Annotated in this window: 20 protein-coding genes and 4 pseudogenes; 5 read left to right on the forward strand and 19 right to left on the reverse strand. The window is 71.7% G+C overall.

The genetic code is table 11. The annotated features are described in order from the left end of the window. From PSH25_RS04830 to PSH25_RS04875, 10 genes and pseudogenes are all read right to left on the reverse strand, one after another. Positions 1 to 213: pseudogene (locus tag PSH25_RS04830) on the reverse strand (LCP family protein); the annotation flags it as partial. 75 nt (positions 214 to 288) lie between these two features. After that, positions 289 to 1,266 (reverse strand): NAD-dependent epimerase/dehydratase family protein, encoded by a 978-nt coding sequence (locus tag PSH25_RS04835; RefSeq protein ID WP_238657854.1) that lies wholly within the window; start codon positions 1,264 to 1,266, stop codon positions 289 to 291. 91 nt (positions 1,267 to 1,357) lie between these two features. After that, positions 1,358 to 3,049, reverse strand: a complete 1,692-nt coding sequence (locus tag PSH25_RS04840) for a monocarboxylic acid transporter (RefSeq protein ID WP_238657855.1) — start codon at positions 3,047 to 3,049, stop codon at positions 1,358 to 1,360. Continuing rightward, positions 3,027 to 3,392, reverse strand: coding sequence for a DUF485 domain-containing protein (locus PSH25_RS04845; protein ID WP_088950720.1), 366 nt, complete (start codon positions 3,390 to 3,392; stop codon positions 3,027 to 3,029). The genes PSH25_RS04840 and PSH25_RS04845 overlap by 23 nt, the downstream gene beginning before the upstream one ends. A gap of 176 nt (positions 3,393 to 3,568) precedes the next feature. After that, positions 3,569 to 4,120 (reverse strand): annotated as a pseudogene (locus PSH25_RS04850) (flavin reductase family protein); the annotation flags it as partial. Then, positions 4,083 to 4,982, reverse strand: coding sequence for an alpha/beta fold hydrolase (locus PSH25_RS04855; protein ID WP_238657857.1), 900 nt, complete (start codon positions 4,980 to 4,982; stop codon positions 4,083 to 4,085). The pseudogene PSH25_RS04850 and the gene PSH25_RS04855, both read right to left, overlap by 38 nt. 89 nt (positions 4,983 to 5,071) lie before the next feature. Further along, positions 5,072 to 6,775, reverse strand: coding sequence for an ABC transporter permease (locus tag PSH25_RS04860; RefSeq protein WP_372492720.1), 1,704 nt, complete (start codon positions 6,773 to 6,775; stop codon positions 5,072 to 5,074). Further along, a complete protein-coding gene (locus tag PSH25_RS04865; RefSeq protein WP_238657858.1) occupies positions 6,760 to 7,524 on the reverse strand; it encodes an ABC transporter ATP-binding protein in 765 nt (254 codons plus the stop codon). Before PSH25_RS04865 ends, PSH25_RS04860 begins: the two co-directional genes overlap by 16 nt. Positions 7,525 to 7,722: 198 nt before the next feature. Continuing rightward, positions 7,723 to 9,366 carry a sodium/solute symporter gene (locus PSH25_RS04870; protein ID WP_238657859.1) on the reverse strand — a complete coding sequence of 548 codons (1,644 nt, stop codon included), beginning with the start codon at positions 9,364 to 9,366 and terminating at the stop codon, positions 7,723 to 7,725. Position 9,367: 1 nt separating this feature from the next. Continuing rightward, positions 9,368 to 9,781, reverse strand: a complete 414-nt coding sequence (locus PSH25_RS04875; protein ID WP_238657860.1) for a DUF485 domain-containing protein — start codon at positions 9,779 to 9,781, stop codon at positions 9,368 to 9,370. 214 nt (positions 9,782 to 9,995) lie between these two features. Here PSH25_RS04875 and PSH25_RS04880 point away from each other — a divergent pair, with 214 nt between their 5' ends. Beyond that, positions 9,996 to 10,547, forward strand: a complete 552-nt coding sequence (locus PSH25_RS04880; RefSeq protein ID WP_238657861.1) for a Uma2 family endonuclease — start codon at positions 9,996 to 9,998, stop codon at positions 10,545 to 10,547. 101 nt (positions 10,548 to 10,648) lie between these two features. On the opposite strand, the gene PSH25_RS04885 is transcribed toward PSH25_RS04880, so the two are convergent. The 5 genes from PSH25_RS04885 to PSH25_RS04905 form a co-directional block, all read right to left on the reverse strand. Further along, positions 10,649 to 11,311, reverse strand: a complete 663-nt coding sequence (locus tag PSH25_RS04885; protein WP_238657862.1) for a DUF5701 family protein — start codon at positions 11,309 to 11,311, stop codon at positions 10,649 to 10,651. Positions 11,312 to 11,377: 66 nt separating this feature from the next. Then, positions 11,378 to 12,139, reverse strand: a complete 762-nt coding sequence (locus tag PSH25_RS04890) for a LytR/AlgR family response regulator transcription factor (RefSeq protein WP_238657880.1) — start codon at positions 12,137 to 12,139, stop codon at positions 11,378 to 11,380. 23 nt (positions 12,140 to 12,162) lie between these two features. Beyond that, entirely contained in the window at positions 12,163 to 13,389 is a 1,227-nt protein-coding gene (locus tag PSH25_RS04895; protein WP_238657863.1) for a sensor histidine kinase, read from the reverse strand. Positions 13,390 to 13,428: 39 nt separating this feature from the next. Next, on the reverse strand, positions 13,429 to 15,000 hold the full coding sequence (locus PSH25_RS04900; protein WP_238657881.1) for a sugar transferase: 1,572 nt from the start codon (positions 14,998 to 15,000) through the stop codon (positions 13,429 to 13,431). 264 nt (positions 15,001 to 15,264) lie between these two features. Then, positions 15,265 to 16,125, reverse strand: coding sequence for an Fpg/Nei family DNA glycosylase (locus PSH25_RS04905; protein WP_238657882.1), 861 nt, complete (start codon positions 16,123 to 16,125; stop codon positions 15,265 to 15,267). Between the two features lie 24 nt (positions 16,126 to 16,149). On the opposite strand from PSH25_RS04905, the pseudogene PSH25_RS04910 reads away from it, so the two are divergent. After that, positions 16,150 to 16,977 (forward strand): annotated as a pseudogene (locus tag PSH25_RS04910) (glycosyltransferase); the annotation flags it as partial. Here PSH25_RS04910 and idi read toward each other — a convergent pair. The 3 genes and pseudogenes from idi to PSH25_RS04925 all read right to left on the reverse strand — a co-directional run. Continuing rightward, a pseudogene (idi, locus tag PSH25_RS04915) lies at positions 16,957 to 17,259 on the reverse strand (isopentenyl-diphosphate Delta-isomerase); the annotation flags it as partial. The pseudogenes PSH25_RS04910 and idi overlap by 21 nt on opposite strands. After that, positions 17,256 to 18,737, reverse strand: coding sequence for a phytoene desaturase family protein (gene crtI / locus PSH25_RS04920; protein WP_238657864.1), 1,482 nt, complete (start codon positions 18,735 to 18,737; stop codon positions 17,256 to 17,258). The gene crtI and the pseudogene idi, both read right to left, overlap by 4 nt. Before the next feature lie 28 nt (positions 18,738 to 18,765). Continuing rightward, entirely contained in the window at positions 18,766 to 19,908 is a 1,143-nt protein-coding gene (locus PSH25_RS04925; protein WP_238657865.1) for a polyprenyl synthetase family protein, read from the reverse strand. 65 nt (positions 19,909 to 19,973) lie between these two features. On the opposite strand from PSH25_RS04925, the gene PSH25_RS04930 reads away from it, so the two are divergent. Together PSH25_RS04930 and PSH25_RS04935 are read left to right on the forward strand one after the other, a co-directional pair. After that, positions 19,974 to 20,897, forward strand: coding sequence for a phytoene/squalene synthase family protein (locus PSH25_RS04930; RefSeq protein WP_238657866.1), 924 nt, complete (start codon positions 19,974 to 19,976; stop codon positions 20,895 to 20,897). Beyond that, a complete protein-coding gene (locus PSH25_RS04935) occupies positions 20,894 to 22,219 on the forward strand; it encodes a cryptochrome/photolyase family protein (RefSeq protein WP_238657867.1) in 1,326 nt (441 codons plus the stop codon). Before PSH25_RS04930 ends, PSH25_RS04935 begins: the two co-directional genes overlap by 4 nt. Here the strand turns inward: PSH25_RS04935 and PSH25_RS04940 are convergent, their stop codons facing one another. Next, positions 22,220 to 23,296: a serine hydrolase domain-containing protein gene (locus PSH25_RS04940; RefSeq protein ID WP_238657868.1), complete on the reverse strand. Its 1,077-nt coding sequence runs from the start codon at positions 23,294 to 23,296 to the stop codon at positions 22,220 to 22,222. A 79-nt stretch (positions 23,297 to 23,375) separates the two neighbouring features. Here PSH25_RS04940 and PSH25_RS04945 point away from each other — a divergent pair, with 79 nt between their 5' ends. Further along, the gene (locus tag PSH25_RS04945) at positions 23,376 to 24,863 is read left to right on the forward strand and encodes a dihydrolipoyl dehydrogenase family protein (RefSeq protein ID WP_238657869.1); all 1,488 of its coding nucleotides are present in this window, start codon (positions 23,376 to 23,378) and stop codon (positions 24,861 to 24,863) included. Positions 24,864 to 24,987 lie beyond the last annotated feature (124 nt).

A 24,987-nucleotide genomic window follows, 5' to 3' on the forward strand; every position in this document is an offset into this window, starting at 1 on the left:
CCCCGGGCCACCGGCGTCACCCGGGCCGCCAGGCCCGACGGGCCCTGCCGGGCCGCCGGAGCGAGGCTGCTCCTCGTCGTACGACGGGTAGAAGCGTGCCTCGGTCGGACGGGCACGCCCGGAGGCGCCCCGGTCGGGGCCGGGCACCGACGCGCGCCCGGCGCTGCGATGCAGGTACGGATGCGGGACGCCGGCAGACGAGGTCGCGGACATGTAACTCAGGGTACGTAGCGGGAGCCACCGCCGCCTTCAGGCGACACTCAGCGGCGGGCGTACGCGGAGATCCGGTTACCCTAGCCGCGCCCGGAAGTACTCGATCGTGCGTCGCAGGCCGTCTTCGGGCGCGACCGACGGCTCGTATCCGAGCAGTTCACGAGCCAGCGTGAGATCTGGCCGGCGCATCTCCGGGTCGTCCGAGCTGCGGGTGACATAGGTCACCTTCGAGGTGCTGTCGGAGAGCGACACGATCAACTCGGCGAGTTGCCGCATGGTCAGCTCGTGCTCGGTGCCGCAGTTGACCGGACCCGTCTCGGTCGAGTCGAGCAGCAGCAGGATGCCGCGCACCAGATCCTCGACGAAGCAGATGGACCGGGTCTGGTTGCCCGTGCCGTGCACGGTGATCGGCTCACCGCGCAGCGCCTGCGAGATGAAGGTCGGGATGGCGCGGCCGTCGTCCGGGCGCATCCGCGGGCCGTACGTGTTGAAGATCCGGACGATCGCCGCGTCGAGCCCGCGGTAGCGGTGGTACGCCATCGTCGCGGCCTCGGAGAAGCGCTTGGCCTCGTCGTAGACGCTGCGGACACCGATCGGGTTGACGTTTCCCCAGTAGGTCTCCCGCTGCGGGTGCTCCTTCGGGTCCCCGTACGCCTCGCTGGTGGAGGCCATCAGGAACCGGGCGCCGTCGGCGACCGCGCGCTCCAGCAGGTGCAGGGTGCCCACCGAGCCGACCCGGAGGATCTCCACCGGCAGTTGGGCGAAGTCGGTGGGGCTGGCCGGGGAGGCCATGTGCAGGATCGCGTCGAACCGCTCGGCCAACGCCGGGTGGTGGGTCGGCAGCCCGTCGGAGATGTCCGCCTCGACGAGGGTGAAGGTCGGCCGGTCCAGCAGGTGGGCGACGTTCTCCTTGGAGCCGGTCACGAAGTTGTCCAGCGCCACCACCGTGCAACCCCGGGCGATCAGGGCGTCCACCAGGTGCGACGGGACGAAGCCAGCTCCGCCGGTGACGAGGACGCGGTGACCGGAACCAAAGCGCTCAGCAACCTTCATACCGCTCAGCCTACCGACCGCCGAATTCGCGGACGGGGTCCCCTGTTGACGTCGCGCGTCGACAGGGGACCCCGCTGTGGAGGTGGCGCGATCAGTGGGCGCCGGCGCCGGTGAGGGCGCGCACCTCCAGCTCCGCGTACTTGTCCTCGTCGTGCTCCTTGGAGATGACGGTGCCGATCCACCCGCAGAGGAAACCGAACGGGATGGAGAGGATGCCCGGGTTGGACAGCGGGAACCACTGCCAGTCGTGGTCCGGGAACATCGAGGTCGCCGCACCGGAGACCACCGGCGAGAAGAACACCAGCAGTACGGCCGAGAGCAGCCCCCCGTAGATCGCCCACACCGCGCCGGACGTGTTGAACCGCCGCCAGAAGAGGCTGTAGAGGATCGCTGGCAGGTTGCCCGAGGCGGCGACGGCGAAGGCCAGCGCCACCAGGAACGCCACGTTGAGGTTCTGCGCGTAGATCGACAGGGCGATCGACACCGCGCCGATCACCAGGGCGGAGATCCGGGCGACCCGCACCTCCTGCCGCTCCGACGCCTCACCCTTCTTCAGCACGTTCGCGTAGAAGTCGTGCGCCAGGCTGGACGACGAGGCCAACGTCAACCCGGCGACCACCGCGAGGATGGTGGCGAAGGCGACCGCCGCGATGATCGCGAGCAGGGCTGCCCCGCCCAGTTCGCCGCCGAAGAAGTCGATGCCGAGCGCCTCGGCCAACTGCGGCGCGGCGGTGTTGCCGGCCTTGTCCTGTGCCGTGATCGCCTGGCTGCCCACCAACGCCGCCGCACCGAAGCCGAGGGCCAGGGTGAGCAGGTAGAACGTGCCGATGATGCCGATCGCCCAGAGCACGCTCTTACGGGCCGCCTTCGCGGTCGGCACCGTGTAGAAGCGGATCAGGATGTGCGGCAGACCGGCGGTGCCGAGCACCAGGGCGATACCCAGGGACAGCAGATCCACCTTGTTGTAGAAGGTCTGCGTCGAGTTGCCGGCGACCTCGACGCCGTACCGCAACCCGGGTTCGAGGAACGCGTTGCCCTTGCCGGAGGCCGCGGCCGCCTGGCCGAGCAGCTCCGACAGGTTGAAGTTGAACTTCGCCAGCACCAGGATCGTCATCAGCAGCGCGCCACCCATGAGCAGGAACGCCTTGACGATCTGCACGTAGGTGGTGCCCTTCATCCCGCCCACGGTGACGTAGATGATCATTAGCGCACCGACCATGACGATGGTGGCGATCTTCGCGGTGGACGCGTCCATGCCGAGGAAGGTCGTCCCCGGCCGGATGCCGAGCAGCAACGCGACAAGCGCGCCGGCGCCCACCATCTGCGCGAGCAGGTAGAAGATCGACACCGTGATGGTGGAGACCGCCGCCGCCGTACGCACCGGACGCTGACGCATCCGGAACGCCAGCACGTCCGCCATCGTGTACCGGCCCGAGTTGCGCAGCAGCTCCGCGACCAGCAGCAGGGCCACCAGCCAGGCGACCAGGAAGCCGATCGAGTAGAGGAAGCCGTCGTAGCCGTACAGCGCGATGATGCCGGCGATGCCGAGGAACGACGCGGCCGACATGTAGTCGCCGCCGATCGCCATGCCGTTCTGGAAGCCGGAGAAGGACCGGCCGCCCGCGTAGAAGTCGGTAGCCGTCTTGGTCTGCCGGCTGGCCCAGATGGTGATGCCCAGGGTCACCGCCACGAAGACCAGGAAGAGCGTGATGGTCAGGTTGCGGGCGGTGTGGTTGCCCGCCTCCGCCGCGAGGAACGTCTCAACCGCGTGAACCGTCTTCACGGGTCACCTCCCCGATCTCGGCGCGGATCCGGTCCGCGATGGGGTCGATCTTCCGGTCCGCGTACCGGGAGTAGAGCCAGGCGATCAGGAACGTGGAGACGAACTGGAGCAGGCCGAAGACCAGCGCGACGTTGATGTTGCTGCCGAACAGCTTCGTGCCCATGAAGTCCCGGGCGTACGCGGAGAGAATGACGTAGAGCGCATACCACAGGAAGAAAGCGACGGTCATCGGGAAGACGAAGCCGCGCAGCGCACGCCGCAGCCCGGCGAACTCGTCCGACCGTTGTACGGCCAGGTACTTGTCCGACTGGGAAGCGGCCGGAGCGGGTGTGTCCGTGGACATTTGTGGATCACCACCTTCACAGGCGTCAGAGGAGTTTCGCGCACCGTAAAGAGCGCACTCCCCGGCAGGGAAGGCTGAGATCGACGCCGGTCGGCGAGTGCGCCGAGCGGTTGACTGGCTGCGCCAGGTGACTCAGGTCACTGCGGTGATCGGTCACCCCCGGGTGGGGCGTCCGTTCAGGCCGGCAGCTCGTGATAGCGACCGCGGTAGTGCAGCAGCGGAGCGGCCTCCTCGGCCAGGTCGACCGCCTCGATCGTGGCCTCGACCAGCAGGCCCCAGCCGTACTCCCGGGCGGTGTCCAGCCGGCACCCGGCCCAGCCGCCGGCGTCCGCCGGGACCGGCCCGTACGGCGTCTCGGTCCACGTGCCGGTGGCGAAGAGCCCGCCCGGGGCAGGGAAGAGGCCGGCGAACCGGTCGGCGAGTTGCCGGTGTGGCGGGCCGAGCGGCGTGACCGCGAACCGCCCCGACTCCTCGACGGCCGCCCACAGGTCGGACTCCGGGTCGATCAGCCCGAGCAGCCGGTCCGGTTCCCCCTCGGCCACCAGGGTGGACGAGACGGTCAGCCCGGCCGGGCCGGGCGCCGTCCAGAGGGTCACCGGTGCGGCGAGGCGACCACGCAGCCGGCGTACCGGCGACCGCTGCCCGGTCGGCACCGCGAACGGGTCGGTGTGGTGGATCTCGGCACCCGGCTCATGATTCACGTGAAACATTGTGACCCGCCCCGCCCGTCGCCCGAACTTGACCGGCAAAGGAGCGAATCAGGGCGGCCACCTCGTCCGGTCTCGTGTCGAGCACGAAGTGCCCGCCGTCGAGCAGGTGCACCTCCGCCCCCGGCACGTCGGAGCGGTACGCCTCGGCTTCCGAGACCTCGAACGAGGTGTCGTACCGACCCCAGACCACCAGCAGCGGCGGCTGGGTCCGCCGGAGCCACTCCTGCCAGGTCGGGTACGAGGCGACGTTGGTCCGGTAGTCGTACTGGAGGTCCAGTTGACGCTCGATCTCCCCGGGGCGACTGAGGAAGGCGTGCTCGTCGGCCCACAGGTCGGGGTCGTACCGCTCCGGGTCCGGATCGTTGCCGACGTGCCGGGTCCGGATCGCCGCCGGCGAGAGGACGTTCTCCCGGACCGCCGCCTCGTGCGCGGCCCGGTCCTGCCAGAAGGCCCGGCGGGTGCCCCAGAGCGGGCCCAGCCCCGCGTCGTGGGTCACCGCGTTCTGCACGATGAGGCCGCGCAGCCGGCCCGGATCGGCGAGGACCATCCGGAACCCCACCGGCCCGCCGTAGTCCTGCACGTAGAGCAGGTAGTCCTCCACGCCGACGGCGGCGACGAAACCCGCCATCGTCTCGGCGATCCGGTCGAAGGTGTAGGGGCTCCGCGGATCCGGGGCGGCGCTGTGCCCGAAGCCGGGGTAGTCCGGCGCGATCAGCCGGAACTGGTCGGCGAGCCGGTCGAACAGCGGCTCGAACATGCGCGACGAGGACGGGAAGCCGTGCAGGAGCAGCAGCACGGGCGCGTCCGGTGCCCCCGCCTCCCGGTAGAAGACCGAGAGCCCGTCGACGACGATGCTGCGGTAGCGCGTGTGCGAGCCCATGCCGACTGCCCCCTCGTCCCCGACTGCTCGCACCATAACGAGGGGCGGGCGCCGCGGACCGGCGTTCGGCCGGATGGGATGGTCCGCGCTCAGCGGCGAGGGGTGACCGTGGCCAGCAGCTCCGGTTGGCGTCGGTCCAGCACGTCGCCGGCCAGGTAGGCGCCCAGCAGCGCCGCCCCCAGCCCGTACGCGACGCCGACCGGCAGGGCCAACCAGAGCCAGGCGTCACCGAGCAGCGCGGCGGCCACCACCATCGGCACCGCGGCGACCGCCGAGGAGAGCATGGCCAGCAGGGTGAGCAGCCCTTTCGCCAGGCCCGCACCGCTGTTCATGGCGAACGGGTTGCTCGTCTCCGGCAGCGAGTACGCCCCCAGCACCGAGACCAGGCTGTTGACCGCCAGCCCGGCGCCGTAGGTGGCGACCAGGCTTCCGGCCGTGAGCCCGATCCAACCCGGTTGACCGAGCAGCACCGACAGCACCACCGCGACGACCGCCAGCATGGGCAGCACGTACAGCGAGAAGGCCGTCATCCGGGCCCGCAGCTCGACCCGGCCGGGCACCCCGGCCACCACGTTCGCGGCGTACGCGCTGCCGTCGAAGCCGAACTGGTTGGCGAGCGTGACGGCGGCGAGCACGCCCACGAAGACCATCGAGATGGTGACCACGACAGGTGAGCTGTCGCTGGCAGCCGCCGTCAACCCCTCGTCCTCCATGGCCGCGAAGTCCCCGCCGGTAACGTTGATCATCACTGGCACGAAGATGCCGACCACCGCGATCGTGATCAGGTTGGCTCGGCGGCGAGCGTCCCGCCACCAGTAGCGGGCCTCCCTGGCGACCAGGGCACCGAATTGGTCCCGGCGGGTCCAGCCGGCGACCCGGGGAAACAGTTGGGCGACTGCACCGCCGGCAACTCCGCGTCGTACCGGGGCCTTACCGGCGCTCGCCGCACCCACCATCGCCGACTCGAGCGACCGGGACCACCAGGACAGCAGGGCACCGAGCGCCACCACCGTGATCAGCAACTTGACCGGTGCCGCCCACACCCGCCCCTGGGCCACGTCGATGCCGACGGTCCACGGAGCGCCCAACGGCGTCCAACCGATCACCGTCGCCGCACCGGTCAACCGGGCCCAGTCCGCCTCCCGCAGCGCGGCGAGGCCGAAGACCTGCAACGGGCCGAGCAGCGCGGCCGTCACCGCCAGCAGCACGGCCGCCAGGTCGCGGACCCGTCGGGACCGCAACATGGTGGCGAAGGCGCTTGTCACCGCCCGGCTGGCGGCCACACAGAGCAGCAGCCCGGCGAGCACACCCACGACGGCGACCAACCCCGCCGACCAGCCCCCCAACGACCAGGCGGTCAGCACCAACCCGAACGACGCGATGAGCACCGCCAGCGCCGGCACGCTGATCAGGGCCGCCGCGAACAGGCCGGTCACCAGGGTGCGCCGGGGCAGCGGCAGCAGCGCGAACCGGGCCGGGTCCAGTGTCTCGTCCACACCGAAGAAGACCAGTGGCAGAAGCAGCCAACCGAGCACCAGCAGCCCGCCGCCCGCCGCCGCGACCAGGACCGCGTACCGGCCGTTGTCGGTCAGGCCCGGCGCGGCGAACAGGAAGAAACCGCTGGCGGCGAACCACAGCCCGAGCAACGCGCCGCCGACGAACAGGGCGATCCGCCAGCCCTGGCCCCGAAAGTTGTTGCCCATCACCCGCAGCTTGAGCCGCACGAAGTGGCGAGCGGAGACCGACCGTACCGGCGCGGCGGGGGTGGCGTCCGCGCTCACTGGGAGAGCCACGACAGCTCCTGGCCGGTCGCGGTGCGCCCGCCGACCACCTCGACGAAGACCTGTTCCAACGAGCGACCGCCACGGACCTCGTCGATGGTCCCGACCCGCTTGATGGTGCCGCCGGCCAGGATCGCCACGTGCGAGCAGAGCCGCTCGACGACCTCCATCACGTGACTGGAGAACACCACCGTGCCGCCGGCGGCCGCGTACCGGGTGAGGATGTCCCGGATCAGCGCGGCGGAGACCGGGTCGACCGCCTCGAACGGCTCGTCCAACACCAGCACCCGGGGGCCGTGCAGCAGCGCGCAGGCCAGGCCGATCTTCTTCTTCATGCCCGCCGAGTAGTCCACCACAAGCGTCCGACCGGCGTCACCGAGCGCCAGCACGTCCAGCAGCTCGGCGGCCCGCTGGTCGACCACCGCCGGGTCCATCCCCCGCAACAACCCGTTGTACGCCAGCAGCTCCGCCCCGGTCAGCCGGTCGAACAGCCGGACCCCGTCGGGCATCACACCGAGCAGCCGCTTGGCGGTGACCGGGTCCTGCCAGACGTCGTGCCCGAGCACCCAGGCCGAGCCGGCGTCCGGTCGCAACAGCCCGACCGCCATCGACAGCGTGGTGGTCTTGCCGGCCCCGTTCGGGCCGAGCAGGCCGTAGAAGGAACCGGCGGGGACGTCCAGGTCGACGCCGGCCACCGCGATCGTGCCGTCGAACCGCTTGGCCAGGCCACGCAGTGCGAGCGCGGGGTGCTCAACAGTCATGCGCCGACGTTATCCGTCGATCGCCAGTTCCGCCGTCCGGCGACGGGCGGACCCGCGATCATCCCCGAGGCGGACAAAGGCCCCGAGAAGGAGAACCACGCCGATCTTGCAGGTTCTGTCGTCGACCTGGGCAGATATGCGCCTTCTGCCGCGACAGAAAGTGCAAGATCGCGGAGGCAGGATCTGCGGCAGCTGCGATCACTGCATGCGGAGGGCTTCCGGGGTGTGCAGGCGGAGCATGGTGGCGGCGACGTCGGCCGGGGCTCGGCGGCGGGTCGCCATCGAGACGGCGACCATCACGGTGAAGGCCAGCGGCACCGTCCAGGCGGCCGGCTGCGCGATGAGCGTGGCCGGCCAGCCGGACAGGGGTGGGCCGAGCACGGTGACCAGCACCGCGCCGATCGCCGCGCCGCCGCCGGCCACCACGCCGGCGGTGGCGCCCACATCGGTCAGCCCGCGCCACCAGATGCCGAGCACCAGCAGCGGGCAGAAGCTCGACGCGGCGACCGCGAAGGCCAGCCCGACGACCTGCGACACGTCCAGTCCGGAGACGTGCAGCGCCAGCACCGCCGGCACACCACCGGCGATGACGGTGGCCAGCCGGAACCCGCGTACCGAGCCCCGACCGAGCACGTCCGTCGAGATCACCCCTGCGACGCTGGTCAGCAGCCCGGACGAGGTGGAGAGGAACGCCGCGAACGCGCCCGCGGCGACCAGCGCGGCGAGCAGCCGCCCGACCAGCCCGTCGCCGAGGGCCGCTTCGGGTAGCAGCACCACCACCGCGTCGGTCTGGCCGCTGAGCAGCAGTTGCGGGGTGTAGATCCGGCCGAGCACCCCGTACAGGGTGGGCAGCAGGTAGAACGCGCCGACCAACGCGAGCACGACCAGGGTGGTCCGGCGGGCCGCCGCGCCGTCCGGATTGGTGTAGAAGCGCACCAGCACGTGCGGCAGGCCCATGGTGCCCAGGAAGGTGGCCAGGATCAGCGAGTACGTGGCGAACAGGCCGCGGTCGTCGTCACCGGCGGCGCTGGGCAGCAACCAGTCGTTGGCGTCGGTGGCCACCCCGGACACGTCCGGCACCGGATCACCGGCGGCGAAGGTCAGCTCGTCGCCGGGGCGTACCTCCCGGATGTCACCATCGGGCAGGGTGAGGGTCGCGCGGTGCTCGACCACGACGGTGGTCGCGGCCCGGAACGTCGGCCCGTCGGGCGGGGTCACCGCCGGGCGGCCGTCGGCCTGCCACTGCAGGGCCAGGAAGATCACCGGTACGGCGAGAGCGGTCAGCTTGAGCCAGTACTGGAACGCCTGCACGAAGGTGATCGCGCGCATCCCGCCCAGCGCCACGTTCGCGGTGACCACGGCGGCCACCAGCAGGGCGCCGAGGGGGTACGGCGAGCCGGCCACCGTGGCCAGGGTCAGCCCGGCCCCCTGGAGTTGCGGCACCAAATACAGCCAACCGATGAAGATCACGAAGGCGGTGGCCAGGATGCGGAGTCGACGCGACCCCAACCGCAGCTCGCAGAAGTCGGGCAGGGTGAACGCCCCGGAGCGGCGCAGCGGCGCGGCCACGAAGAGCAACAGCGCCAGGTAGCCGGCGGCGAACCCGACCGGGTACCAGAGCACGTCCACGCCGTACTTGAGGACCAGCCCCGCGATGCCGAGGAAGCTCGCCGCCGACAGGTACTCCCCGCCGATGGCGGCGGCGTTCCACGTCGGACTGATCGCCCGGGACGCCACCAGGAAGTCGGACGTGGTCCGGGCCAACCGCAGCCCGTAGAAGCCGATCCCGACGGTGACCAGGGTGACCGCGACGATGGCCGGGACCACGAAGTCGTTGCCCACCTCAGTGCTCCGGCCGTTGCACCAGGTCGGTGAAGTCCTGCTCGTTGCGCTCGGCCAGCCGCACGTACGCCCAGCCCACGGCGATCAGGAACGGGAAGGAGGCCACCCCGAGCAGCAGCCACGGCAGGTTGACACCGGCGACGGTGGTCCGGCCGAGCGAGGGCGCGATCGCGAACAGCCAGGGGAGCCCGCCCAACCCGATGGCCACCACCAGGGACAGCCGCAGCGCCAGCGCCAGTTGGGCCCGGACCAGGCCGCGGACCAGCGCCTCGCCGACCTGGGTCTGCTGGGCCAGCTCGGCGCGGGTCCGCTCGGCGCGGGTGTCCTGCCGGGTGATGTCGGCCAGCACGATCCGGGACCGCCGGGGCGGCGGAACCGCGCCGCCCGACCCCACGTCAGGGAGTTGCTTGGCCACCCCGGCAGTCTCGCCCGCCGTACGCGATTGTCAAGCAGAGCCGCCCGACGGTGTCGTGCACACCGGTGCGTGGCGTTGTGCATAACCTGTGGAAAACCGTTTACGCCTGTGGATAACCCCGGGGCCATCCCGGCTGGCGTGGGGGAACTCCCAAGGCTCGTTGTGGACAACCGACCGAGCTGTCAGGGTGGTCCGGTAGAGAGGAGGTGTGACGGTGACCAACCCTGCCCGGCCCGGCTGGGGCGACGCCTGGACGGTGGACGACCTCCAGAGCCTCCCCGAGGACGACCAGGTCTACGAGATCTTCGACGGGAGCCTGCTCGTGTCCCCCCATGCGGACGTCTTCCATGGCGCGGTCGCCAACCGCCTCCGTCGGATCCTCGACCGGCAGGCCCCCGCCGGTGTGCTCGTGGGTCAGGACATCGGGGTGAGTGCGAAACGCTCGTCGTACTTCGTGCCTGATCTCTTCGTCGCCGGTGAGAGCGCACTGGACAACGGCGGTGCCGCCCTCGACCCGGTCGACGTGCTTCTCGTCGTCGAGGTGATCCCGCCGAGCAACGCCGGCCGTGACCTGGTGCTCAAACGTCACGAGTACGCGGCCGTCGGCATCCCGATCTACTGGCTGGTGGAGCCCCGCAAGCAGACCCTGACCGTGCTGGTGAACGGCGCGGGCGGTTACCGCGAGCAGACCGTTCTGCCGGTCGGCGAGGTCTATCGCACGGAGCGGCCGTTCCCCCTCGCCCTGCCGCTGGCCGACATCTTCTGACCCCGGGGCTTGACCCACTCGCTTTCCCGGAAGTCGGGCCATCCGAGCCGGTGGGATGGCCCGACTTCCAGGAACGCGAGTTGATCACGGACGGCCCGCGGTCACTCCAGGCCGATGCGCTCCGGCCGGGCCGAGGCGGAGCCGAGCCAGGTGTGCGGGTTGCCGTACCAGCACCAGCCCAGCTTGGGTGCCCCCTGACTGATCCAGAGCGCCGGCACCCGCTTGTCGCCGCAGCGGGAGCCGACAAGCGAGAAGCACCTGTTGCTCGCCAACGCGGCCGGGTGCAGCGTGATGAAGGCGAGGCCCTCGTCGATGCTGAGCGGCAGCCGGCCCTGAGCGGTGATCCCCTCCAGGGCGGTGGCCGGCGCCAGGTTGCGGAACTCCTCGCCCCGGTCGACGTCGAAGAGCAGGTACGCCGGCCCGGCCGGCACCTCCAACTCCTTGATCGGGTCGAAGCGGGGCAGGTCGTCCTCTGCGTAGTTCCGGTCGACGACGCCCGGCTTGCGCTTGCCGGCCAGGGTGGTCAACTCCACCCGTTCCGGCACCCCGATCAGGTCCCGGGTGGTGACCAGCAGGAACGGCACCCGGGCGTCGGTCGGGGCGGGCAGCCCGACGGTGCCCTCGACCGCCCTGGCCCGCAGTGGCGCGACCAGGTCGCGCAAGGCGCTCTCGGTCAGACCGGCGAGGGCGGGGTAACCGAGCTGCACCAGTCGGTCGAGTTGGCGGTCGAACTCGGATTCGGCGTCGAACGGGGTCTCGGTCACGGCAAGCCTCCCGGAAGTCGTACGGACTAGCGTACAACGTACGGTAGGGCTGCTCCCATTCCCGGCTCAGCGACTCCAATCCTGCTTCGCGGCCCTGACCAGCTTGTCCTTCAGCTCCCGGGTGTGCCGCCGGCTCACCGGCAGCTCGGTGGAGTCGATCACCACCACGTAGCCGGAGTTGACCAGCCGCAACTCCGCGATCAACTTCAACTGCACCAGATACGACCGGTGCACCCGGACGAACCCGGCATCGGCCCAGCGCTCCGCGAGCGTGGCCAGCGAGACGCGCACCAGGTGCGACCCCTCCGCGGTGTGCAACCGGGCGTAGTCGCCCTGCGCCTCCACCCAGCGCACCGCCGAACGGGGCAGCATCCGGGTGGTGCCGGCCAACTCGATGGGGATGGTCGGGTCCTCCTCCGCGCGGGCCAGCGCCGCCGGGTGCGACGGCACCACTCGCGAGCCGATCACCCGGCGCAACGACTCGGCCAACCGGTCGGCGCGAACCGGTTTCCGCACGTAGTCGGTGGCGCCCAGGTCGAAGGCGTCCACCGCGCCGTCGTCGTACGCGGTGACGAACACGATCGCCGGTGGCCGGGCGAAGCGGCGCAGCACCCGGGCCAGCTCCATGCCGTCCAGGCCGGGCATCCGGATGTCCAGGAAGACCACGTCCACGTCGCCGTCGCGCAGCAGCCGCAGCGCCTCGGTGGCATCCCCGGCCGTGTGCAACCGGGCCACCCGGGGGTCGGCCCGCAGGTGGTACGCCAGCTCGTCGAGCGCGGGCGGCTCGTCGTCCACCGCGAGGACGCGCAGGAAACCGGCAGCGTTCACCGCGCCCGTCCCGGTTCGCTCGCTCACGACCCTGCCCGTACGCCGGGGTGGAACTTCGGCACCCGCATGCTCACCTTCGTGCCCGAGCCCAGCCCGGTTTCCACGACCAGGCCGAACCGGTCCCCGAAGACCGACCGCAGCCGCTCGTCGACGTTGGAGAGGCCGACGTGCTGGCCCGTGTCGTCACCCGGGTCGCCGGTGCCGCGGGCCAGCTCGGCGATGCCGGCGGTGAGCGTCGTCGGATCCATTCCCACTCCGTCGTCCTCCACCGTGATGTGGCATTCGGCGCCCGCGTCCCGGGCCTCGATGCTCACCATGCCCGTGCCCGGCTTGCGGGACAACCCGTGGCGAACCGCGTTCTCCACCAACGGCTGGAGGCAGAGGAACGGCAGCGTCACCGGCAGCACCTCCGGGGCGATCTGCAACCGCACCTGCAACCGGTCGCCGAACCGGGCCCGCTCGATGGTCAGGTAACGGTCGATCGACCGCAGCTCCTCGGCCAGCGTGGTGAACTCGCCGTGCGCCCGGAACGAGTACCTGGTGAACTCGGCGAACTCCAGGATCAGCTCCCGGGCCCGCTCCGGGTCGGTGCGCACGAACGAGCCGATCGCGGTCAGCGCGTTGTAGATGAAGTGCGGGCTGATCTGCGCCCGCAACGCACGGATCTCGGCGCGGGCCAGCCGCTCCCGCGACGAGTCCAACTCGGCCAGGGCGAGCTGGTTGCCGGCCCAGTGCGCCGTCTCCAGGGTGGCCTGCACCAACCCCGGAGGCGGTGGGCTGTCGGCGACCGCCACCAGCGCGCCCACCACCCGCCCGTCCGCCCCCAGCAACGGCGCGACCACCGCCCCACGGATCGGGCAGTCGACCCGGTCGCAGTGCAACTCCTGCTCACCCAGCACCGTCGAGCGGCCGGAACCCACCGTCCGCTGGGCCGCCGCGAGCAGTTGCTCTCCGTGGTGCGTGCCGCGCCCGTCGAGGGCCAGCAGCCGGTCGGCGTCGGTGAGCGCCAGCCCGGCCGCGCCCACCAGAGCCCGCAGATGGCGTACGGCCTTCGCCGCGCCCGCCTCGCTCAGCCCGGCGCGCAGCGGCTCGGCGGCCAGGCCGGCGGTGTGCAGCACCTCGTAGGTGGCCCGCTGGGTGGCGGTGGCGATGCCACGGCGGGCCCGCAGCCGCAGCACCGCCAACAGGGCGGCGGTCAGCGCGGTGACGAGTGAGACGACGCCGACCACGGCGGAGAGGTTGGCAGCCACGCAGCGATCCTCGCCCCTGCGAGCCGGCGCGCCAACCCTCTAGTACGCGCCCTTGCGGGCGAGCACCACTCCGACGGTGCGCCACAGGATGCTCAGGTCGTACGCGAGCGACCAGTTGTCGACGTAGTAGAGGTCCAGTCGGACCGACTCGTCCCAGGACAGGTCGGAGCGGCCGGAGACCTGCCACAGGCCGGTCATGCCGGGACGGACCAGCAGGCGGCGGCGGACGTCACCCAGGAAGTCGCCGTCGTCGGCCGGCAGCGGGCGGGGGCCGACAAGCGACATCTCGCCCCACAGCACGTTGATCAGCTGCGGCAGTTCGTCCAGCGAGGTGGCCCGGAGGAAACGGCCGACCGGGAAGACCCGGGGGTCCTCCTTCATCTTGAACAGCATGCCGTCGGTCTCGTTCCGGTCGACCAGGCTGGCCAGCCGGTCCTCGGCGTTGACGTACATGGTCCGGAACTTCCACACCCGGAACGTGCGCCCCTCGTGCCCCACCCGGGGCTGGCGGAAGAAGACCGGCCCGGGGTCGGAGATCCGGATCGCCACGGCGATGGCCAGGAAGAGCGGGACCAGCAGCAGCAGGCCGAGGCCGGCGGCGACCCGGTCCATCAGGTTCTTGGCCAGCAACGCCGGCCCGGAGAGGGTCGGCTCCTCGACGTGCAGCAGCGGCAGACCCTCGATCGGCCGGATGTGCACCCGGGGCCCGGCGATGTCGGTCAGCTGCGGGGCGACCACCAGGTCGACACCGGAGCCCTCCAACTGCCAGGCCAGCCGGCGCAGCTCGCCCGGCTCGGCGCTGGCCGACCCGCAGACGGCGATGGTGTCCCCACCGACCTCACGGACCAGGGCCAGGACGTCGCGTCCGGCGTACACCGGAACCGGGGTCGGCATGCCTCGGGCCGCCGCGTACCCGTCGGTGATGTGGATGGCGACGGGCATCAGCCCGGCGGCCGGGCTGCGGGTGACCGCCGCGTAGACCTCCAGGCACTCGGGCAGGGTGCCGACCAGCACCATCCGGTGCGCGGCCTGGCCGGCCCGCCGCCGGATGTAGTGCAGCGCCCAGCGGGCCACGAAACGGCCCCACAGGATCAACAGCAGGGCACCGAGCAGCGCCGTGCCGACAGTCCAGCGGGACAACTCGGTCTTGGTGGCGAAGGCGAGGAACGAGACACTCGCGGCGACCGTCACCCCGGCCCGGATCACCCGCTTGAACTCGTCCGGGCCGAGCCCCAGGTAGCGGCGGTCGTACGCCCGGTTGCTCCAGAGGATGATCACCCAGCCGAGCGGGAGCAGCAGGTAGGAGATGGTGTGGAACCAGGTCGGGTCCTGCTTGGTGCCGGAGAACCCGGAGGCGGCCTGGTCGAACAGCTGGATCGCGATCCAGCTGGCGAATGCCGCCGCGCCGAAGTCGAGCAGCAGCAGGATCGCGATGTAGGGGCGGTGCCAACGGGAGACGCGGCGTCGTGCCCTGGTCCAAGCCGACCGAGGGACGCCGTTGTGTGACGGCGGCGTCGGCGGCTGGATCTCGAAGCTGTCGACGTGCCGCACGAGTCTGCTCCGGCCTTCGTTGGTTACCGGGCGCTGGAGGCTTGCCGTCACCTCACCCATGTCCTCCCGCATGACACGGGCCGCTCACTCGGCGTGAGGGCCCGGGTCGCCCACCGTCCCAGTCTCCCACGCGGGCTCCGACCGGTCGCCGCCCCGAAGGAGATTGGCAGCCGATGGTGCCGGCGGGATCTGGCCGGCTCCGCACCATTTCAGAAGCCGGGGACCGGGCCACTATACCGATGGATGCGCGCCTGGCGAGAACGGCGGACCGGAGCTTTCACTCAGTGAGGGCGATTCCGCTCCGTAGTCACAGAGTGGGGTTACTCACCGTACGAGACGGGACAACCGACGGTCAGCGAGTGGCTTGCCGCCGGTCTGACAGGTCGGGCAGTACTGGAGGCTGGAGTCGGCGAACGACACCTCGCGCACGGTGTCCCCGCACACCGGGCAGGGCAGCCCGGTGCGGGCGTGCACCTTCAGCCCGGAGCGCTTCTCGCCCTTGAGCTCCGCGGCCCGCTGACCGAGGGACCGCTCGACCGCGTCGCCGAGAACCTGACGGGTGGCGGCGTGCAGGGTGGCGATCTGGGCGTCGGTGAGCCGATCGGTGATCGCGAACGGGGACAACTTCGCGGCGTGCAGGATCTCGTCGGAGTACGCGTTGCCCACCCCGGACAGCACCGACTGGTCGGTCAGCACCCCCTTGACCTGCCCGCGCCGGCTCCGCAGCCGCTCGGCGAAGGTGGGCAGATCGGCGGCGAGCGCGTCCGGGCCCAGCTTGGCCACCCCGGGGACCTCGGCGAGGTCGGTGACCAGATACGCGGCCAGCTTCTTCTGGGTGCCCGCCTCGGTGAGGTCGAAGCCGGAACCGTCGTCCAGGCGTACCCGCACCGCGATCGGGCCCTTGCCCGGACGCAGCGGGGTGGTGGCGGGGAACGCCTCCCGGTAGTGCAGCCAGCCCGCTCGCGCCAAATGCACCACCAGGTGCAGGCCGCCCTCAAAGAGGACATCGAGGAACTTGCCGTGCCGACTGGCGTCGACCACCGCCCGACCGGCGACCTCGGTCGGCGCCGGCTGGTACGTCTTCAGGGCGCTGATCGCGGCGATCTCCAGCCGATCGACGCGCCGGCCCACCGCGCGCTGACGCAGGTAACCCGCGAGCGCCTCAACCTCCGGTAGTTCGGGCACGACACAACGGTAGCCTTCTTTCCCGTGAGAATCGTGGTGGCACACAACCGGTACCGGGAAGCCCAGCCGTCCGGTGAGAACACGATCGTCGACTCGGAGATCGCTCAGCTCACCGCCGCTGGCGTCGAGGTGCTGCCCTTCATCCGCAGTTCGGACGAGATCCCGTCGATGTCGAAGGCGGCGAAGGCGTTGCTGCCGATCTCGCCGATCTGGGCGCCGCGCGCCCAGCACGACCTGAGCCGGCTGCTCACCGAGCACCGACCGGACGTCCTGCACCTGCACAACCCGTACCCCCTGATCTCGCCCTGGGTGGTGCGGACCGCGCACCGGCACGGCGTGCCGGTGGTGCAGACGGTGCACAACTACCGGCAGGTCTGCTCGTCGGGGATCTACTTCCGCGACGGCGTGATCTGTCAGGACTGCAAGGGCCGGGCGTTGGGGGTGCCGGCGATCAAGCACCGCTGCTACCGCGACTCGGCGGTGCAGAGCGCGCTGATGGCGACCACCCTGGCCGTGCACCGGGGCACCTGGCGCTCGGTGGATCGCTACGTCGCGCTCACCTCGGCGATCGCCGACCACCTCCGCGACTACGGCATTCCGGACGAACGCATCGTGGTGAAGCCGAACTCCGTACCCGACCCGGGTCGGCCGGCGCCGCTCGGTGACGGGTTCCTGTACATGGCCCGGCTCTCCCCGGAGAAGGGCGTCGACCTGCTGCTGGACGCCTGGCGTCGGCACCCGGTGGGTGCGCTCGGCACGCTGCGGGTGGCCGGCGACGGCGAGCTGCGCCCGCTGGTGGAGGCAGCCGCCGCCGAGCGACCCGACGTGGTCTACCTCGGTCAGCTCGACCGGGCCCGCGCCCAACTCCTCGCCCAGCCGTCGGTTGGCCGCATCGGCGAGCGACTCCCCGGGCTGCGGGTGGCCGCAGCAGGAATTGGCCCAGCGCAGCGGGAACCGGGTCTTGACGGCGGCTCGGCGCTGGAGCAGCACCTGGCCGTCCGGGTCCACCAGCAACACCGAGAAGGCCCGGTGCAGCTGCCCCGGAGGTTGGTGCGCGGCCGCGACGGTCGTCTCGCCGTGGGCCTGGCCGGTCTCGTCGACGAGTTCGACGAGGTGCTTCTCGCGGCTGCTCATCGGCCTTCCCCGGTGATCCGGCCGGCGGCGAGCTTGCCGGAGATCAGCACCATCGGCACGCCCACGCCGGGTTGGGTCCCGGAGCCGACGAACACCACGTTCGACAGGTCACGGTGCAGGTTGGACGGGCGGAACGGGCCGGTCTGGAAGAGCGTGTGCGCGGCGGCGAACGGCGTGCCCGCGGCCATCCCCTGCTCCTCCCACTCGGCGGGGGTGATCGCCCGGAGCACCTCGACCCCGGCGCCGAAACCGACGTAGCCGCGCTCCTCCAGGGTGCCGATCAGCTGGTCGGTGTAGCGCTGGGTCAGGTCGCCGCGCCACTCGAACGGCGCCCGGTGCAGGTTGGGCACCGGGGCGAGCACGTAGTAGGTGTGCCGGTCCGGCGGGGCCACCGCGGGGTCGGTCCGGCTCGGGTTGGTCACCAGGAGCGACGGATCGGTCATCAGCTCACCCCGTCGGATGACCTCATCGAAGGTGCCCTTCCACGCGCGTCCGAAATGGATGTTGTGATGGGCGATCTTCGCATAGCCCTGTCGGGAGCCGACGTGCAGAACGACGCAGGACGGCGAGTAGGTGAGCTGGCGCCGCGGCGCGGCGGGGAGCAGGTCCCGGTAGGCGACCGGCAGGTCGGGGTTGAGCACCACCACGTCGGCCGGCACCAGGTCACCGTCGGCGGTGAGCACGCCGGTGGCGCGGCCGTTCGCGGTCTCCACCCGGGTCGCCGTGGCGTCGTAGCGGATCTGCACGCCGTGCTTCTCGGCCGCGCCGGCCATCGCCCTGGAGACCGCGTGGATGCCGCCGCGCGGGAAGTAGACCCCGGCCACCGAGTCGAGGTACGCGATGACCGCGTAGATGGCCAGCGCGTCGTGCGGCGCGAGGCCGGCGTACATCGCCTGGAAGGAGAAGATCCGCTGGGTACGAGGGTCCCGGAAGAACTGGTTGATCTTCGTCTGGAGGCGCCGGAAGGCCCCGCCGCCGATCAGCTTGAGCAGGTTGCCGGTGATCAGGTCGGTTGGCGCGTCCAGGTTGCGCTCGATGAAGTCGGTGCGCTCCAGCCGCCACAGCTCCCGCGCGTACTCGACGAAACGCAGGTAGCCGTCGGCCTCCCGGGGCCCGCAGACCCGGGAGATCTCGGCCGCCATCCGGGTGGTGTCGGTGAGCACGTCGAGGGTCGAGCCGTCCGGGTAGTACGCCCGGTAGGCGGGGTCGAGCGGGGTCAGGTCCAGCCAGTCGCGCAGCTCCTCGCCGACCGCGCCGAGCGCCTCGGCGATCAGGTCGGGCATGGTGAGCACGGTCGGGCCGGTGTCGAACTCGTAGCCGTCCACGCCGAGCCGTCCGGCCCGCCCGCCGGGCACCGGCTCGCGCTCCAGCACGGTCACCTGTCGACCGCTGCCGGCCAGGTGCAGCGCGCAGGCAAGCCCGCCCAGCCCGGCCCCGACGACCACCACCCGGTCCGTCCGTCCTGTCACCGTCCGCACGTGACCACCTCCTCGCTCAAGTCGCTCATCAGGCCCGCCGGTTGGCAGCGGCGGTGGCCAGCCCGGTCAGCGCGGTCCGCGCCGTCTGGTCCACGGGTGCGGCGTCCAGCGCGGCCAACGCGTCACTCACCCGCTCGGCAATCATCTGCTCCACCCGGGTCACCGCGCCGGTCTCGGCGACCAGCTTGGCGAGCGTGTCGACCGGTCCGTCGGCGGCCGCCTCCAACGCGGTGAGCTGGGCCGGCGTGGCCAGCTCACGGGCCAGCATGAGCAGCGTGGTCGGCTTGCCGGTGCGGAGGTCGTCCCCGGCCGGCTTGCCGGTGGCCGCCGGGTCGCCGTAGACGCCGAGCAGGTCGTCGCGGAGCTGGAACGCCTCGCCGACGGCCAGGCCATAACGGGTGTACGCGGAGACCAGCGGATCGTCGGCGGGCACCCCGGCCAGGCAGGCCCCGAAGAGCAGTGGTCGCTGGACGGTGTAACTGGCGGTCTTGTAGCGGGCCACCCGCAGCGCCCGGTCGACCGACCAGCTGGCCGGGTCGTTCTCGCCGAGCACGTCGAGATACTGCCCGGCGACCGTCTCCACCCGCATCTGGTCGTAGCAGCGGCGCACCTCGAAGAGTCGGGTCGACGGCACCGAGGCGTGGGCCAGCAACTGGTCGGCCCAGACCATGCAGAGGTCGCCGATGAGCACGGCGACGGCCTCACCGAACCGGCCGGGATCACCTCGGTGGCCGGCGGCGACGTGCTGTTCGGCGAACGCGACGTGGGCGGTGGGCCGACCGCGGCGGGTGGTGGACGCGTCCATCACGTCGTCGTGCACCAGCGCGAAGGTGTGCAGCAGCTCCAGCGCGGCCAGCGCGGGCAGCACGGGCGGCAGCGCTGCGGTGCCGCCGACCGCCCCGCGCCAACCCCAGTAGGCGAACGTGGACCGGATCCGTTTGCCGCCGGCCAGGACGGCCTCCCGCGCGGTGGCGGCGAAGCTGCCCATCGATGGGTCGATGTCGTTGAGGGTGTCGACCTCGGCGGTGAGGAACGCGTTCAGGGTCTCGTCGACCGCCGTGACCAGATCGTGGGTGTACGCGGCCAGAACGGCGCGGACCGGATCGTCCCCGTCCCCCGGCCCTGCCGCCGCCACGCGGGTCACGTTGCCCGCAACTGCGTCGTTGGCCATGCGGCTGAGCGTACCCTAGGCTACGGGTTGCGTCGATTGGTGCGTCGATAAATGGAGGAGGGCCGGTGGAAACTGATCTCACCGCTGCCTATGACCGGTGCCGTGAGCTGCACAAACGCCACGGCCGCACCTACTATCTCGCCACCCGACTGCTCCCCGCTTGGAAACGACGACATGTGCACGCCCTCTACGGCTTCACCCGGTACGCGGACGAGATCGTCGACCGCACCGAGGAGCTGCCGCCGGCCGAGCGGGCCGCCCTGCTGGACCACTGGGCCAGCCAGTTCGTGGCCGGTCTGCACGGGGCGCCGGTCGACGACCCACTCCTGCCGGCCGTGCTGCACACGATCGCCGTCTTCGATCTCGACCGGGACGACTTTGCGTCGTTTCTGAAGAGCATGGCGATGGACCTCACCGTCACCGCGTACCCCACCTACGACCACCTCCTCGACTACATGGAGGGCTCGGCGGGGGTCATCGGCACCATGATGCTGCCGATCCTGGGCAGCTCCGACCCGGCGGCGGCCCGGGAGCCGGCCCGGCAGCTCGGCTTCGCCTTCCAGCTCACCAACTTCATCCGGGATGTCGCCGAGGACCTCGACCGGGGCCGCACCTACCTGCCGGACGAGGACCTGGCGAAGTTCGGGGTCACCCGCGACGAGTTGGCCGAGGCCCGCGCGCGGGGTCGCGGTACGTCCCGGATCCGCGAGCTGATCGAGTACGAGGTGACCCGCGCCCAGGCGCACTACGCCGCCGCCGCACCGGGTATCACAATGCTCGCGCCCGCCTCGCAGGCCTGCATGCGCACCGCGTACGCGCTCTACGGCGGCATCCTCGACGAGGTGGCCGCGCAGGACTACGACGTCTTCGTCCGGCGGGCCCTGGTGCCGCAGCGGCGACGGATGGCGGTGGCCGCGCGGGCCCTGCTCAGCTCGACCGGTACCCCGGTCGTCATCCCCGGGCCGACGATCCACCCGGAGAGCCGGTGACCGCGAGCACGGCGATCGTGCTCCTCACCCGCGACCTGCGGGTGCACGACCACCCGGCGCTGGCCACCACCTGTGCGGCCTTCGACCAGGTGGTGCCGCTGTACGTGCTCGACCCGGCGCTGGCCGACCTCTCCGCCAACCGCACCCGCTTCCTGCACCAGGCCCTCGCCGACCTGCGCGCCCAGCTTCGCGACCGTGGTGGCGACCTGGTGGTCCGGCACGGCGACGCGGTGGCCGAGACGATCCGACTGGCCGACGAGGTCGGGGCCACGGCCGTCGCGCTCTCGGCCGACGTCAGCCACTACGCCGTCCGTCGGGAGCGGCGACTACGCGCCGAGTGCGAACGGCACCGATTGCACCTGCGACTGTTTCCCGGGTTGACAGTGGTCGAGCCGGGCGCGTTGCGGCCCGGTGGCGGCGGTGACCACTACCGGGTGTTCAGCCCGTACCACCGGGCCTGGGCGGCCAACCGGTGGCGCGAGGAGTTGGCCGCGCCGCGCCGGATCGCGCTGCCCGACCGGGTCCGCGTGGGCCAACTGCCGGCGCTGCCCGCCGGCGACTCGCCCGACGCGGCCACCGGCGGCGAGCGGATCGCGCGGCAGCGGCTCACCGACTGGCTGCCCGACCTGACCCGGTACGGCGACCAGCACGACGACATGGCCGGCGACGACACCTCCCGGCTCAGCCCGTACCTGCGCTTCGGCTGCGTGTCGCCGCTGGCGGTGGCGAACCGGGCCGGGGACCGGTCCGGCCCGTTCGTCCGGCAGCTCTGCTGGCGGGACTTCTACTACCAGGTCACCGCCGCCTTCCCGGAGATATCGACCGCGGCGTACCGGCGGGGCGCCACCGAGCAGTGGCGCTACGACGACGACGCGGTGGCGGCCTGGACCGAGGGACGCACCGGGATGCCGATCGTCGACGCCGGGATGCGGCAGCTGCGGACGCAGGGCTGGATGCACAACCGGGCCCGGCTGATCACCGCCGGCTACCTCACCAAGCACCTCGGGCAGGACTGGCGGTCCGGGGTGGCGGTGTTCTTCCGCTGGCTGCTCGACGGGGACGTGGCGAACAACTCCGGCAACTGGCAGTGGGTCGCCGGCACCGGCAACGACACGAAGCCCTACCGGGGGTTCAACCCGGTCCGGCAGGCCGAACGGTACGACCCGGCCGGCGACTACGTGCGTCGGTGGGTGCCGGAGCTGGCCGGGGTGCGGGGCAAGGCGGTGCACCAACCGTGGAAGCTGCCCGAGGCCCTCCGCCAGACGCTCGACTACCCACCGCCCCTCTCGGTGCCGGGCACCGACCCCGTCTGGCTGCGCTGATCAAAGCACCGAGTGCAGGGCGTCGGCCAGCTCGTTGACCCGGTCGTGTTCGTCCAGCCGGGCCGTGGCGTACGCGCAGGCGTAACCGAGTTCCGGGTCGGCCCACGCGCCGCTGCCGCCGAGGCCGCCCATGCCCCAGCTGCCGTCCGGCTCCCGCTGCATGCCCAGCGTCCACTGGGCCGGACGGTCCAGCACCAGGTCCGGCCCGTCGTACTGCACCCGGGTCGTCTCTGCCACCAACTCCGGGCTGAACAGCCGGACGCCGTCCAGGACGCCGCCGGCCAGCAGACCGGCGTAGAGCCGGGCCAGACCGGACGCGCTGGCGTGCAGGTTGACCGCCGGCATCTCGGCGCCTCGCCACAGCGGGCTGTTCAGCACGGCCAGGTCCAGCCCACCCGCCGGGTTGCCCATCGCGCGCGCCCGCAGCGAGCCCGGCTCGCCGAGCTTCCGACCTGGCCACTGCGGGTCGCCGTAGCGCAGGTCCGCGCAGCGCCGCTGGTCCGCCTCGGCCAGCCCGAAGCCGAGGTCGAGCTGCCACCGGTCGGCGATCTCCTCGGCCAGGAACCGGCCCACCGACCGTCCGTCGACGCGGCGGACCAGCTCGCCCACCAGATGCCCGTACGTCCAGGCGTGTTCCCCGGCGACCGAGCCCGGCGACCACTCCGGGTCGGCGGCGGCCAGGTCGCCGCTGAGCAGCGCCCAGTCGGCGACCGCGGTGGCCGGCCGGGGCACCGGGAAGGCCGGCAGCCCGGCGGTGTGCGACAACGCCTGACGGACGGTGGCGGGAGTGCGGAACTCCGGCCAGTACCGGTCCACGGGCGCGTCGAGATCGACCTTGTCCCGGTCGACGAGCATCAGCAGGCAGAGCGCGGCCACCGGCTTGCCGACCGAGTAGACGTTGACCAGCGTGTCCGGCCGCCACGGCTCGCCGCCCGGCCCGTCACCGGCCCGGGAGCCGCCGACCAGGTCGACGACCGGCTCACCGTCGTACCAGATGACGAGGCTGGCACCGGTCTCCCGGCCGGAGGCGAACAGGTCGTGGAAGCAGTCCCGGACCGGAGCGAAGCGTGCGTGCATCCGGCCACGGTAAGCGTCCGGAGCGGTGAGCGTGCCGACTTTTCCGCGACCCCGATGGTCGGGGTGGTGTCGCTGGGGGATGCTGTTCGGTGTGGCGGAGCCGGAGCTGGTGGATGTGGTCGTGGTCGGGCTTGGAGTCGGTGGCGAGGAGGTGGCCGAACGGCTCGCCGAGGCCGGCCTGAGCGTCGTCGGCGTCGAACGGGATCTCGTCGGCGGGGAGTGCCCGTACTGGGGCTGCATCCCGAGCAAGATGATGATCAGAGCGGCCAACGCTCTCGCCGAGGCTCGCCGGGTCGACGGGCTCGCCGGAACGGCGCAGGTCCAGCCGGACTGGGCGCCGGTGGCGAAGCGGATCCGCGAGGAAGCCACCGACACCTGGGACGACACGGTCGCGGCGGAGCGGTTCATCGGCAAGGGCGGCCGGCTCGTGCGGGGCAGCGGCCGGCTCGACGGTCCACGCCGGGTCCGCGTCGGTGACCAGGTGTTCGAGGCCCGACACGGGGTGGTGCTGGGCACCGGCACCCGTCCGTCGGTGCCGCCGATCGACGGCCTGGCCGACACGCCGTACTGGACCAACCACCAGGCGATCGAGGCCGAGGAGTTGCCGGAGTCGTTGCTCGTGCTCGGCGGCGGCGCGATCGGCCTGGAGTTGGCGCAGGTCTTCGCCCGCTTCGGGGCCCGGGTCACAGTGGTCGAGGCGCTCGACCGCGTGCTGGCCATCGAGGAACCCGAGGCGTCCGAGGTCGCCGCCGCGGCGCTGCGCGCCGACGGCGTGGAGATCCACACCGGGGTACGCGCCGAACGGGTCGACCACGACGGGACCAGGTTCACCCTGCGCGGTGGCGGCGGCGCGGAGTTCACCGCTGAACGGCTGCTGGTGGTCACCGGGCGCAAGGCCCACCTGGCCGAGCTGGGTCTGGACACGATCGGCGTGGACGCCAGCCAGCGCTACCTCCCGGTCGACGACCGGCTGCACGTCACCGACCACGTCTGGGCGGTCGGCGACCTGACCGGCGAGGGCGCCTTCACCCACATCGCCATGTACCAGGCGGGGATCGTGATCGCCGACATCCTGGCCCGCGCCCGCCAGGCGAAGGCCGGTGCGGACGCCAGCGGCACCTCCAGCGTGGTCGGTGGAGCGATGGGCGCGTCCAGCGCGCTGGCCGCCAGCGGATCGAGCGGGTCCGCCGGCACCGTCCCGCGCGCCGACTACCGGGCGCTGCCCCGGGTGACCTTCACCGACCCGGAGATCGGCGCGGTCGGGCTCACCGAGCAGCAGGCCCGCGAGCGCGGCATCAACGTGCAGGTGGGTTTCACCAAACTCGGCAGCTCGACCCGGGGCTGGATCCACCGGGTCGGCGACGACGGTTTCATCAAGCTCGTGGCGGACGCCGACCAGGGCGTACTGATCGGCGCGACCTCGGTCGGCCCGGCCGGCGGCGAGGTGCTGTCCGCACTGGTGGTGGCGGTGCACGCGGCGGTGCCGCTGAGTCAGCTCCGGCACATGATCTACGCGTACCCGACCTTCCACCGGGCCATCGAAACCGCCCTACGCGACCTGTCCTGACCCCCGGCCCCGCGCCGTCCCGCGCGGCGACCGGGCATGATCCACTCGCGTTTCAGGAAGTCGCGGTGTCCGGGGCATCGGGACCCCGCGGTATCACCAAAACCGAGTCGATCATGGCGGTCTG

Source organism: Micromonospora foliorum (assembly GCF_022229015.1).
Lineage (GTDB): Bacteria > Actinomycetota > Actinomycetes > Mycobacteriales > Micromonosporaceae > Micromonospora > Micromonospora foliorum.